Below are 12,578 nucleotides of genomic sequence, written 5' to 3'. Positions count from 1 at the left end.
TCAGGCCCCGGCCGGGGCGATCACCGGGGTGGGCTCGCTGGTGAGGGGCGCCTGTTCGGTCAACGGTGGCTCGCTGGTCAGAGGCTCGGCGTCGGCCAGCGGAGGTTCGCTGGTCAGGGGCTGTTCCAGGGCGGTCAGGGCCACGGAGGGCTCCACGGGGTGGTCGGGACGGGGGGACACAGCAGCCCTACCCCGTGGGCGGACTCCCAGACGTACAACGCGGGGCGAGTCACGCACGTCACTCCGCGCCCTGGCGGAACGGTCAATTCCGGCACAGCGGTCACCGGCGTTGACACCCTCGCGCCAGGGGTGGTGGGGTCGGGGCCGAGCGCGGCGGACGGCGTTCGCCGCGCGTGGCCCAACGGCGCTTCGCGGAGGGTGCGGTGACGTCCGGGGCGGGCCGTCGGGCACCCGCCGGGCAGGTCCCGCGCCCCTCGTCCGCCGTGGCGCCGCACGGACTTGCGCAGGACCGCTCAGACGAGGTGATGACGTGGAGTTGGGGCGCGGAAAGCGGGCTTCGGCCCTCGCGGCGGCCGTGATCGGGGGGCTGCTCGGGGCCGCGCCCGGCGCCCTCGCGGCGCCCCTGCCCACGCCCGGCCACAGCCCCGGACACCCCACCGCCGACGGCCCGTCCGAGGAGGCCGCCCGCGCCGCGCTGCCATCGGTGTGGCCCCGGCCGCAGTCGCTGCGGCGGACCGGCGCCGGGCTGCGCCTGGGCGACCGGGCCGCGCTGGTGGCGGCGCCGGACGCCGACCCCTACGCGGTGAGCGCGCTCACCGAGGTGCTGGAGCGGGCCGGGGTCACCGTCGCCGGCCGCCAACTCCCGCGCTCCGCACCGGTGTTCCTGGTCGGCGGGAGCGGCGCCCGGGACGCGCTGCGGGCCCTGAAGGCCCCCGGACGGGGGGACCTGCCGTCCGGCGGGTACCGGATCGGCGTCGGGCGGGTGGGCGGGCGCGGCACCGTCGCCCTCGACGGCGTCGGCGCGGACGGCCTCTTCCACGCCGTGCAGACGCTGCGCCAACTCCTGGGCCGGGACCGGCAGGGCGCCGCCACCGTGCCCGGGGTGAGCGTGCGCGACTGGCCCGCCACGGCCGTGCGCGGCACGACGGAAGGTTTCTACGGGCAGCCCTGGACGCGTGAACAGCGGCTCGCCCAGCTGGACTTCATGGGCCGCACCAAGCAGAACCGCTATCTGTACGCGCCCGGCGACGACCCCTTCCGCCAGGCCCGCTGGCGCGACCCCTACCCGGCCGCCCGGCGCGCCGACTTCCGGGTGCTGGCCGCGCGCGCCGCCGCCAACCACGTCACGCTCGGCTGGGCGGTGGCGCCGGGGCAGGAGATGTGCCTCTCCTCCGACGACGACCTCAAGGCGCTGCTGCGCAAGACGGACGCGATGTGGGCGCTGGGCGTGCGCGCCTTCCAGCTCCAGTTCCAGGACGTCAGCTACAGCGAGTGGCACTGCGGGCGGGACGCGCGCGTCTTCGGGCGGGGGCCGGCCGCCGCGGCCCGCGCCCACGCGCGCGTGGCCGACGCCGTGGCCGCGCACCTCGCCGAGCGCCATCCCGGCTCGGCACCGCTGTCGCTGATGCCGACCGAGTACTACCAGGAGGGCGCCACCACGTATCGCAGCGCGCTCGCGGAGCGGCTGGACGCGCGCGTGCAGGTCGCCTGGACCGGGGTGGGCGTGGTGCCGCGCACCATCACCGGGCGCGAACTGGCGGGCGCCCGGGACGCGTTCGGGCACCCGCTGGTGACGATGGACAACTACCCGGTCAACGACTGGGCGCCCGGCCGGATCTTCCTCGGCCCCTACACGGGCCGCGAGCCCGCCGTCGCGACCGGCTCGGCCGCGCTGCTCGCCAACGCGATGGAGCAGGCGTCCGCCTCCCGCATCCCGCTGTTCACGGCCGCCGACTTCGCCTGGAACCCGCAGGGATACCAGCCCGAGGCGTCCTGGCGGGCGGCGGTGGCGGACCTCGCGGACGGCGACGCCCCGCTGGCCGAGGCGCTGACCGCGCTGGCCGGGAACGACTCCTCCTCGGTCCTGAGCACGGCCGAGTCCTCCTGTCTGCGCCCGCTCCTGGACGCCTTCTGGGCCTCGCGCGCCGCGGCCGACCCGGCGGCGGGCGACGCCGCGGCGGCGCGGCTGCGGGCCGCGTTCACCGTGATGCGCCGCGCCCCCGACCGGCTCGCCGCCAGTCCGGCGCTCGCCGAGGAGGTGCGCCCCTGGGCCGACCGGCTGGCCCGCTACGGCCGCGCCGGAGAGGTCGCCGTCGACATGCTGCGGGCGCAGGCCCACGGCGACGGCGCGGGCGCCTGGCGCGCGGCCCTCGCCCTGGATCCGCTGCGCCGGGCCGCCGCGACCGGGTCGGCGACCGTGGGCCACGGGGTCCTGGACGCGTTCCTGGCCCGCGCGGACCGGGCGTCGGCGGCCTGGACCGGCGCGGACCGGGCGGGCGGGGAGGCGATGGTGTCGGCGGACGCGTACACGGTGGCGCTCGGCCGGGTGCGCCCGGTGGAGGCGGTGACCGTGATGGACGGTTCGGGCGCCGGTCCGAGCCCCTCGGTGGGCCCGGGTTCGGCTCCCCCGGACTGGGCGGGCGCGGGCGCGCGCCCCGAACCGCCGGTCGCCGGGCCCGGCCCGGGCGCGCCCGCGGTGCCGTGGGCCGAGGGCGGGGCGCTGGTGCAGGTGCATCTGCCCGGGGCGGGCTGGCGCAGTCTGGGGCCGCTGTCGGCGGACGGCTGGACGCAGCTGGGCGCCCATGGCGTGCGCGCGGACGCCGTGCGGGTGACCGGCCCGGCCGCCGCCGTGCGTTCCGTACGGCATCTGGTGCCCTGGTTCGCGGACGAGCCGCGGGCCCGGCTCGATCTCGCCCGGGACACCGCGGACGCGGAGATCGGGGGCGCGCCGCAGCGGGTGGCGGCCCAGCTCACCTCCACGCGCCCCGAGGACGTGCGCGGCACGCTCAGCGCGCGGGCGCCGAGGGGCATCGCCGTCACGGTGGCGGGCCGCGTCGCCGTGCCGCGCGGGGCCTCGGTCGGCACGGTGGTGCGGGTGTCGGTGGCGGCGGGCACGGCGGCCGGGGAGTACCGGGTGCCGGTCTCCTTCTCCGGGCAGGAGCGGGTGCTGACCGTGCGGGCGTATCCGCGTACGGCCGGGCCGGATCTGGTGGCGGGCGCCGCCGCGTCCTCCTCGGGCGACGAGACCCCGGCGTTCCCGGCGCGGGCCGCCGCCGACGGCGACCCGTCGACGCGCTGGTCCTCCCCGGCCCGGGACGACGCCTGGTGGCAGGCCGAGCTGCCCGCGCCCAGCCGGGTCGGTCTGGTGGTCCTGAACTGGCAGGACGCCTGTGCGAGCGCCTACTCCGTCCAGGTCTCGCGGGACGGGCGCACCTGGCGCACCGCGGCGGTGGTGCGGGACGGCGCGGGCGGGCGCGAGGCGGTCCGGATGGACGCCCGGGACGTGCGGTACCTGCGGGTACGGGGCGTGGCGCGGGCCACGCCCTACGGGTACTCGCTGTGGTCGGTGGAGGCGTACGCGGTGGCGCCGTGAGCGCGCCGGGGCAGCCCGGTGCGGGGCCGGTCCCCCCGGCCCCGAGGACGACGATGGCCCGGTCTCAGGCTGAGATGCCGTCGATCCGGGCCAGGGCGTCGTCCGCGCCGAAGGGTTGGAGGTAGGGGAGCCAGCGCGGGTCGCGGTGGCCCGTGCCGATGATCCGCCAGGCCAGGCCGCTGGGCGGCGCGGGCTGATGGCGCAGCCGCCAGCCCAGCTCCAGCAGATGGCGGTCCGCCTTGACGTGGTTGCAGCGGCGGCAGGCCGCCACCACGTTGTCCCAGACGTGCTGACCGCCGCGGCTGCGCGGGATCACGTGGTCGACGCTGGTTGCGACGCCACCGCAGTACATGCAGCGACCGCCGTCGCGCGCGAAGAGCGCACGGCGGGTCAGCGGAACGGGCCCCCGGTAGGGGACCCGTACGAATCTTTTGAGCCGGACCACGCTGGGCGCGGCGACGGCCCGGGTGGCACTGTGCAGGAAGGCGCCGGATTCCTCCAGGCAGACTGCCTTGTTTTCGAGCACGAGGACGAGCGCGCGGCGGAGCGGTACGACGCCGAGCGGCTCGTACGACGCGTTGAGGACCAGGACGTGCGGCACGGTGGATGCCTCCTTGTGCGTCGGCGGCGCGTGGCTCGCGCCGGGACGATCTGCCTTCAGTCTCTCCTCATGCCTGGTCGAAACGCCACCACGTCCGGGTAACGGCCTTGAAGTGTTTTCGACCACACCCCCTTGCGTCCCCGGGCCGGGACGTCGCCTCCCTCGAACATGGCAACGAGGCACTCCGGTTGCCCCGTTAGTGTGGTCGGGCTGCCGTCGCACCGTCGGCAGCGCAATGCCTGGAGGTTCCCGCCGTGCACTGGCCCGTTGTTCTGGCCGCCGGATCCCCGTCCGATCCCACCGCTCCGGCCACCGCGCCGGTCACCCTCGACGACGCGCAGAAGTCGGCCACCGAAGCCGCCGGCTGGGTCGAGGAGAACTGGTCGACCTGGCTCGCCATCGGTCTGCGCATCCTGCTGATCGTGGTCATAGCCTCGGTGCTGCGGGTGCTGGTGCGGCGGGCGCTCACCAAGCTCATAGACCGGATGAACCGCAGCGCCCAGGCGGTCGAGGGCACCGCGCTCGGCGGTCTGCTGGTCAACGCGGAGCGCCGCCGCCAGCGCTCGGAGGCCATCGGCTCGGTCCTCCGCTCGGTGGCCTCGTTCCTGATCATGGGCACGGCGGCGCTGATGGTGCTGGGGGTCCTCAACATCGACCTGGCGCCGCTGCTGGCCTCGGCCGGTGTCGCGGGCGTGGCGATCGGCTTCGGCGCGCGCAACCTGGTCACGGACTTCCTCTCCGGCGTCTTCATGATCCTGGAGGACCAGTACGGGGTCGGCGACTCGATCGACGCGGGCGTGGCCTCCGGCGAGGTGGTCGAGGTCGGTCTGCGCGTGACCAAGCTGCGCGGCGACAACGGTGAGATCTGGTACGTGCGCAACGGGGAGATCAAGCGCATCGGCAACCTCAGCCAGGGCTGGGCGACCGCCGCCGTGGACGTGCGGGTCCGCCCGACGGAGGACCTGGACGAGGTGCGCCGGGTGCTCACCGGCGCGGCCGAGGCGATGGCCAAGGAAGAGCCGTGGAACGAGCGGCTGTGGGGCCCGGTGGAGATCCTGGGCCTGGACGAGGTGCTGCTGGACTCCATGGTCATCCGGCTGTCGGCGAAGACCATGCCGGGCAAGGCCGTCGGGGTGGAGCGCGAGCTGCGCTGGCGGGTGAAGCGGGCGCTGGACGAGGCGGGCATCACGATCGTGGGCGGCGCCCCGCAGCCGGACGCGACCGCGTCCGCCGACCCGTCGGCCGCGGTGGCCCCGCCGTCGGCGCTGGGCAACCCGACGTCCCCGCAGTCCCTGGCGACGGCGCCGATACCGCCGGGGCAGAGCCTGTCCAAGTAGGGCGCCCGCCCACCGGGTCCGTACGGCACGGCCGCGTAACGCTTTGGCAGCCCCCTGGTGCCGGGCCATTGACGCCGCCGTGACGTGCGGCCTACTTTCCTCCCACCGGATAGGAAACTTTCCTAACAGTGGGGTCGGGAGAGCCGGTACGAAAGGGCAGGTGCAGCCGTCGTGGCCGGTACTACCCCCGGAACGCCGCGCGTACTCCGCGCCATGAACGACCGCGCCGCCCTCGACCTGCTCCTGGAGCACGGGCCCCTGTCGCGCACCCGGATCGGCAAGCTCACCGGGCTCTCCAAGCCGACCGCCTCCCAGCTGCTCGTCCGGCTGGAGGCGGCCGGTCTGGTGGTGGCGACCGGCACCACCGAGGGGCGGCCCGGCCCCAACGCCCAGCTGTACGCGGTCAACGCCCGCGCGGCGCACGTCGCCGGACTCGACGTCACCCCCGAGCGGATCCGCGCCGCCGTCGCCGACATCACCGGCCAGGTGACCGGCGAGTTCGAGGTGCGCACCCCCGGGCGGCGCTCCGGCGAGGCCGTGGTGCGCCAGGTCACCGACGCGCTCGACGGCGCCGTCAAGGCCGCCGACCTCGTCCGCGGCGATCTGCACCGGGTCGTCATCGGCACCCCCGGCGCCTTCGACCCGGGCACCGGACGGCTGCGGTACGCCTCCCACCTGCCGGGCTGGCACTCCCCCACCCTGCTCGACGAGCTCGCCGCCGCCCTGGTGATGCCCGTCGAGTACGAGAACGACGTCAACCTCGCCGCCGTCGCCGAACAGAGGCTCGGCGCGGCCCGGGGCCACGACGACTTCGTCCTGCTGTGGAACGAGGGCGGCCTCGGCGCCGCGCTCGTCATCGGCGGACGGCTGCACCGGGGCTTCACCGGCGGCGCCGGCGAGGTCGGCTTCCTGCCGGTGCCGGGCGCGCCCCTGGTACGCCAGGTGACCAAGGCGAACTCCGGCGGCTTCCAGGAGCTGGCCGGCGGTCAGGCGGTGCCCCGGCTGGCCCGGGAGCTGGGCATCGGGCCGCTGCCCGAGGGCTCCTGCACCGAGGTCGCCGCCACCCTGGTGCGGCGCGCCGCCGAGGCCGCGGCCCGCGCGGACGGCACCGCCGAGGACGCCCCCCACCTGCGCCTGCTGGAGACGTTCGCGACCGGTCTCGCCACCGGTCTCGCCTCCATGGTCGCGGTGCTCGACCCCGGGCTCGTCGTGCTGTCCGGCGGGCTGATCTGCGCCGGGGGCGAGCCGCTGCGCGCCCTGGTCCAGCACGAACTCGCCGAACTCGCCGCCTCCCGGCCGCGGCTCGTCATCGGCGAGGTGCACCACCACCCCGTACTGCGGGGCGCGCTGGAGAGCGCGCTCGCCGCCACCCGCGACGAGGTCTTCGACACGTCCCGCTGAACCGTCACCCGTCCATCCGCCCTGCCCCGCCCCCCTGCCCCGGGAGACTCCACCATGTCCGGAAACAGCAGAAACCGCCGCAAGCCGGCCGTCGCCCTCGCCGTGACCGCCTCCATCGCCCTGCTCGGCTCGGCCTGTACGGGCCAGAGCACCTCCTCGGCCACCGACGACGCCGGCAAGGAGACGACGATCACCTTCTGGCACGGCTGGAGCGCGCCGGAGGAGGTCAAGGCGATCCGGGCGAACGTGGACGCGTTCGAGAAGGCCCACCCCAACATCCATGTGAAGGTCGTCGGCAACATCAACGACGACAAGATCAACCAGGCGCTGCGGGCGGGCGGTTCGAGCGCGCCGGACGTGGTCTCCTCGTTCACCACCAACAACGTCGGCAAGTTCTGCTCCTCGCGCGCCCTGGTCGACCTCGCCCCCTTCCTGAAGAAGGACGGGATCGACCCGGCGAAGACCTTCCCGAAGGCGATGAACGAGTACACGCAGTTCGAGGGCAAGCGCTGCACCCTGCCGCTGCTGGGCGACGCCTACGCGCTGTACTACAACAAGGACGCCTTCAAGGACGCCGGGATCGCGGAGCCGCCCAGGACGTGGAGCGAGTTCGCCGAGGACGCCAAGAAGCTCACCAAGGCCAAGGGCGACGGCTACGAGCAGCTCGGCTTCATGCCGGACTACCACGGCTACGAGTCGACGACCGAGCACTACCTGGCGCAGTGGTCGCCGACCTACTTCGACTCCGACGGCAAGTCGAACATCGCCAAGGACCCGGCGTTCGCCAAGGGGCTCGCCTTCCAGAAGAAGCTGGTGGACGAGCTGGGCGGGTTCGCGAAGCTGGAGCGGTACCGGGCGGGCTTCGGCGACGAGTTCGGCGCCAAACACCCGTTCCACCTGGGCCAGGTCGCCATGCAGCTGGACGGCGAGTGGCGGCTGGGGATGGCCGAGGCCGCCAAGCCGAAGTTCGAGATCGGGGTGGCGCCGCTGCCCGTGCCGGACGACCAGGCGGACACCTACCGCAAGGGCTACATCACCGGCACCATCGCGGGCATCGCCGCCACCTCCACCAAGCAGAACGCGGCCTGGGAGCTGGTCAAGTTCATGACCACCAACACCGACGCGGTGGTCGACTTCGCCAACGCCATCCACAACGTGCCCTCCACCCTGGAGGCGCTCAGGTCGCCGCGGCTGAAGTACGACCCGCGCTTCAAGACGTTCCTGGACATCGCCCAGAACCCGAACTCGACGACCACCCCGGCGTCCGTCAACGGCGGCCAGTACCTGGTCTCCCTCCAGAACCTCGGCTACGACATCGAGAAGGGCAAGCAGAGCGACATCCAGGCCGGGCTGGAGAAGACGGCCAAGGAGATCGACACCACGATCGCCCAGGCCAAGTAGGCCCCGGGTCTCGCGGAGCATCCCATGACCACGTGCACCCTGCGCGCCAAGCGCCGCCGGGCGGCGCTGCGCACCGCCGCCTTCATGTCACCGTGGCTGATCGGCTTCGGCGTCTTCTTCGCCTATCCGCTGATCTCCACCGTCTACTTCTCCTTCACCCACTACGACGGGTTCGCCGACCCCACCTTCAACGGCCTGAAGAACTGGACGTACGTCTTCCGGGACTATCCGCTCTTCTGGCCCGCCCTGCGCAACACGCTGTGGCTGGTCGTGGTGATGGTGGCCTGCCGGGTCGTCTTCGGGCTGGGCATCGGGCTGCTGATCACCAAGATCAAGACGGGCACCGGGGTCTTCCGGACCCTCTTCTACCTGCCCTACCTGGCGCCGCCGGTCGCCGCGACGCTCTCCTTCGTCTTCCTGCTCAACCCCGGTACGGGACCGGTCAACTCGGTCCTGTCCGACCTCGGCATCCCCGCGCCCGACTGGTTCACCGACCCCGCCTGGTCCAAGCCCGCGCTGACCATGCTGGCGGTGTGGGGCGTCGGCGACCTGATGGTCATCTTCATGGCCGCGCTGCTGGACGTGCCGAAGGAGCAGTACGAGGCGGCCGAGCTGGACGGGGCCTCGGCCTGGCAGCGGTTCCGCTTCGTGACGCTGCCGAACATCTCGCCCATCGTGATGTTCGCGGTGGTCACCGGGATCATCCAGACCATGCAGTACTACACCCAGCCGCTGGTGGCCGGGAAGGTCGCCTCCGGGATCATCGGCAGCTCGGGCCAGCAGTTCGAGCCGGGCTATCCGGACAAGTCGACGCTGACCCTGCCGCAGCTGGTCTACAACCTGGGCTTCCAGCGCTTCGACTACGGCTCCGCGTGCGTGGTCGCCCTGGTCCTCTTCGCCCTCTCCATGGCCTTCACCGCCCTGCTGATGCGGCGCCGTGGCGGACTGATCCAGGCAGGTGACTGAGCCGATGGCCGACATGACGTACCCGCTCGACGCGCCCCTCGCCACCCCGGCGGCCCGCGTCGCCCGCCGCAAGGCGCTGCTCCACTGGATCGGCGTGCACGCGCTGGGGGTCGCCGCGGCGCTCTTCTTCGTGCTGCCGTTCGTGTTCATCGTGCTCACCTCGCTGATGGACAACCAGCAGACGCTGACCCGCGACCTGATCCCCGACCACTGGGAGTGGTCCAACTACAGGAAGGTCTGGAACACCCCGGGCTTTTTGACCTGGTGGCGCAACACCCTGCTGTACGCGGGGCTCGGCACCGCCTTGACCGTGGTGTCCTCGCTGCCGGTCGCCTACGCGCTCGCCAAGTTCCGCTTCCGGGGCCGCAATCTGTCGATGATGCTGGTCATCTCGATGATGATGCTGCCGCCACAGGTGATCATCATCCCGATGTACCTGTTCTGGGCCAAGCAGCTGGACCTGTCCGGCACGCTGTGGCCGCTGATCGTGCCGATGGCTTTCGGCGACGCGTTCTCCATATTCCTGCTGCGGCAGTTCCTGATGACCATCCCCAACGAGTACCTCGACGCGGCGAAGGTCGACGGCTGCGGAGAGCTCAAGACGCTGCTGCGCGTGGTACTGCCGATGGCGAAGCCGGGCATCGCGGCGGTCGCGCTCTTCCAGTTCTTCTACGCCTGGAACGACTACTTCGGGCCGCAGATCTACGCCTCGGAGAACCCCGGCGCCTGGACGCTCAGCTACGGGCTGGAGTCCTTCAAGGGCGCGCACCACACCGACTGGAACCTGACCATGGCCGCGACCGTACTGGTCATGGCCCCCGTGATCCTCGTGTTCTTCTTCGCGCAGAAGGCGTTCGTCGAGGGTGTCACGCTGACCGGAGTGAAGGGCTGACGTCTGTTATGAAGCTCGCAGTTGTCGGGGGCGGCTCCACCTACACCCCCGAACTCATCGACGGCTTCGCACGGCTGCGGGACACCCTGCCGATCGAGGAGCTCGTCCTGGTCGACCCGGCGGCCGACCGGCTCGAACTGGTCGGCGGCCTGGCCCGCCGCATCTTCGCCAAGCAGGACCACCCGGGCACCGTGGTCACCACCTCCGACGTGGACGCGGGCGTCGCGGACGCCGACGCGGTCCTGCTCCAGCTGCGCGTCGGCGGCCAGACCGCCCGCCAGCAGGACGAGACCTGGCCGCTGGAGTGCGGCTGCGTGGGCCAGGAGACCACCGGCGCGGGCGGCCTCGCCAAGGCGATGCGGACCGTCCCGGTGGTCCTGGACATCGCCGAACGGGTGCGCCGGGCCAACCCCGACGCCTGGATCATCGACTTCACCAACCCGGTGGGCATCGTCACGCGCGCGCTGCTGCAGGCCGGCCACAGGGCGGTCGGGCTCTGCAACGTCGCCATCGGCTTCCAGCGCAAGTTCGCGGCGCTGCTGGACGTCGCGCCCGGCGAGATCCACCTCGACCACGTGGGGCTCAACCACCTCACCTGGGAGCTGGGGGTGCGCCTGGGCGGGCCCGGCGGCGAGAACGTGCTGCCCAAGCTGCTCGCCGAGCACGGCGACGCGGTCGCCGACGACCTGCGCCTGCCCCGCCAGGTCCTGGACCGGCTCGGCGTGGTGCCCTCGTACTACCTGCGCTACTTCTACGCGCACGACGAGGTGGTCCGCGAACTCGCCACCAAGCCGTCGCGCGCGGCCGAGGTCGCCGCGATGGAGCGGCAGCTGCTCGCGATGTACGGGGACCCGGCGCTCGACGAGAAGCCCGAGCTGCTCGCCAAGCGCGGCGGCGCCTTCTACTCGGAGGCGGCCGTGGACCTGGCCGCCGCCCTCCTCGGCGACGGCGGCAGCCCGGTGCAGGTCGTCAACACGTACAACAACGGCACCCTGCCGTTCCTCGCCGACGACGCGGTGATCGAGGTGCCGGCGGCCGTGGGCGCGGACGGCCCGGCGCCGCTCGCGGTGCCCGCGCTCGACCCGCTGTACGCGGGGCTCCTCTCCCACGTCACCGCCTACGAGGACCTGGCGCTGGAGGCCGCCCTGCGCGGCGGGCGCGACCGGGTCTTCCGGGCCCTGCTGGCCCATCCGCTGGTGGGGCAGTACGACCTGGCCGACGGGCTCACCGACCGGCTGATCGCGCACAACCGGGAGCACTTCGCGTGGGCATGAGCGTGCTGGCGATCGACGCCGGCAACAGCAAGACCGACGTCGCCGTCGTCGGCCCCGACGGCACCGTCCTGGGCACCGCCCGGGGCGGCGGTTTCCGGCCGCCCGCCGTGGGCGTCCGCACGGCGGTGGACGCGCTCGCGGACACCGTCGGGCGGGCCTGGGCGGCGGCCGGCGGCACCGGCCCGGCCCGCGTCGACCACGTCTCGGCGTGCCTGGCCAACGCCGATCTGCCGGTGGAGGAGCGGGAGTTGCACGAGGCCCTGACCGCCCGGGGCTGGGGCGGCACGGTCAAGGTCTACAACGACACCTTCGCCATCCTGCGCGCCGGACTGCCCGGCGGGGCCGAGCCGCGCGGCGTCGCGGTGGTGTGCGGCGCGGGCATCAACTGCGTCGGCATGACGCCGGACGGGCGCACCGCCCGCTTCCCGGCCATCGGCAAGCTCTCCGGCGACTGGGGCGGGGGCGGCGGACTCGCCGAGGAGGCCCTGTGGTTCGCGGCCCGCGCCGAGGACGGCCGGGGCGGCCCGACGGCGCTGGCCCGCGCCCTGCCGGAGCACTTCGCGCTGCCCTCGGTGTACGCGCTGATCGAGGCGCTGCACCTGGAGCACATTCCGGCCGCGCGCAAGCACGAGCTGGCCCCGGTGCTGTTCGAGGTCGCCGCCGGGGGCGACCCGGTGGCGCGCGCCCTGGTGGACCGGCAGGCCGAGGAGATCGTGGCCCTCGCGGTGGTCGCCCTGACCCGCCTGGAGCTGCTGGACGAGCCGGTGCCGGTGCTGCTCGGCGGCAGCGTCCTGGCCGCCCGCCACCCGCAACTGGACGACGGGGTGAGGGAGTTGCTGGCGGCCCGGGCCCCCGAGGCGGTACCGCTGGTGGTGGCCGCCTCCCCGGTGCTCGGCGCCGGACTGCTCGGCCTGGACGCGGTGGGCGCGGACGCCGAGGTGTTCGCGCGGCTGCGCGGGCAGTACGTCCGGCGCGGGCAGCACGTCTGACGCGCGCCCGCACCCGCCGCGCGCCCGGTCCGCGCGGCGGGTGCGGGCGCGCGGTCGCGGGGGCCGTCGTTTCGGGGGGCTCGAAAGGGAACCGATCGGCCCCGCGCGGCGTATACATGGTGGGGTGGTGGACAGGGGGCAGGGAGGCACACGGGTAACAAGAT

At 73.7% G+C, this 12,578-nt stretch carries 10 protein-coding genes; 8 read left to right on the top strand and 2 right to left on the bottom strand.

What is annotated here, in order from left to right; all coding sequences use genetic code 11:
• Positions 1-180: a hypothetical protein gene (locus AB5J87_RS23165; protein ID WP_369378947.1), complete on the bottom strand. Its 180-nt coding sequence runs from the start codon at positions 178-180 to the stop codon at positions 1-3.
• Positions 181-490: 310 nt separating this feature from the next.
• On the opposite strand from AB5J87_RS23165, the gene AB5J87_RS23160 reads away from it, so the two are divergent.
• Positions 491-3,553 (top strand): beta-N-acetylglucosaminidase domain-containing protein, encoded by a 3,063-nt coding sequence (locus tag AB5J87_RS23160; RefSeq protein WP_369378946.1) that lies wholly within the window; start codon positions 491-493, stop codon positions 3,551-3,553.
• 64 nt (positions 3,554-3,617) lie between these two features.
• Here AB5J87_RS23160 and AB5J87_RS23155 read toward each other — a convergent pair whose 3' ends face one another.
• Positions 3,618-4,154 (bottom strand): HNH endonuclease, encoded by a 537-nt coding sequence (locus tag AB5J87_RS23155; protein ID WP_369378945.1) that lies wholly within the window; start codon positions 4,152-4,154, stop codon positions 3,618-3,620.
• A 272-nt stretch (positions 4,155-4,426) separates the two neighbouring features.
• Between AB5J87_RS23155 and AB5J87_RS23150 the strand changes: the two genes are divergently transcribed.
• From AB5J87_RS23150 to AB5J87_RS23120, 7 genes are all read left to right on the top strand, one after another.
• The gene (locus AB5J87_RS23150) at positions 4,427-5,491 is read left to right on the top strand and encodes a mechanosensitive ion channel family protein (protein WP_369383640.1); all 1,065 of its coding nucleotides are present in this window, start codon (positions 4,427-4,429) and stop codon (positions 5,489-5,491) included.
• Between the two features lie 171 nt (positions 5,492-5,662).
• Positions 5,663-6,892, top strand: a complete 1,230-nt coding sequence (locus AB5J87_RS23145) for an ROK family protein (protein WP_369378944.1) — start codon at positions 5,663-5,665, stop codon at positions 6,890-6,892.
• 54 nt (positions 6,893-6,946) lie between these two features.
• Positions 6,947-8,293 carry an ABC transporter substrate-binding protein gene (locus AB5J87_RS23140; RefSeq protein WP_369378943.1) on the top strand — a complete coding sequence of 449 codons (1,347 nt, stop codon included), beginning with the start codon at positions 6,947-6,949 and terminating at the stop codon, positions 8,291-8,293.
• Positions 8,294-8,317: 24 nt separating this feature from the next.
• Entirely contained in the window at positions 8,318-9,259 is a 942-nt protein-coding gene (locus tag AB5J87_RS23135) for a carbohydrate ABC transporter permease (protein ID WP_369378942.1), read from the top strand.
• 13 nt (positions 9,260-9,272) lie between these two features.
• Positions 9,273-10,151, top strand: coding sequence for a carbohydrate ABC transporter permease (locus tag AB5J87_RS23130; RefSeq protein ID WP_369383639.1), 879 nt, complete (start codon positions 9,273-9,275; stop codon positions 10,149-10,151).
• An 8-nt stretch (positions 10,152-10,159) separates the two neighbouring features.
• Complete coding sequence (locus tag AB5J87_RS23125) at positions 10,160-11,425, top strand: 6-phospho-beta-glucosidase (protein WP_369378941.1); 1,266 nt, start codon at positions 10,160-10,162, stop codon at positions 11,423-11,425.
• Entirely contained in the window at positions 11,422-12,414 is a 993-nt protein-coding gene (locus AB5J87_RS23120; RefSeq protein WP_369378939.1) for an N-acetylglucosamine kinase, read from the top strand. The genes AB5J87_RS23125 and AB5J87_RS23120 overlap by 4 nt, the downstream gene beginning before the upstream one ends.
• The last annotated feature ends 164 nt before the right edge of the window (positions 12,415-12,578 follow it).

The organism is Streptomyces sp. cg36 (genome assembly GCF_041080675.1).
Classification (GTDB): domain Bacteria; phylum Actinomycetota; class Actinomycetes; order Streptomycetales; family Streptomycetaceae; genus Streptomyces.
Note: the sequence above shows the minus strand (reverse complement) of the source record. Positions and strands in the feature narration are given on the sequence as shown.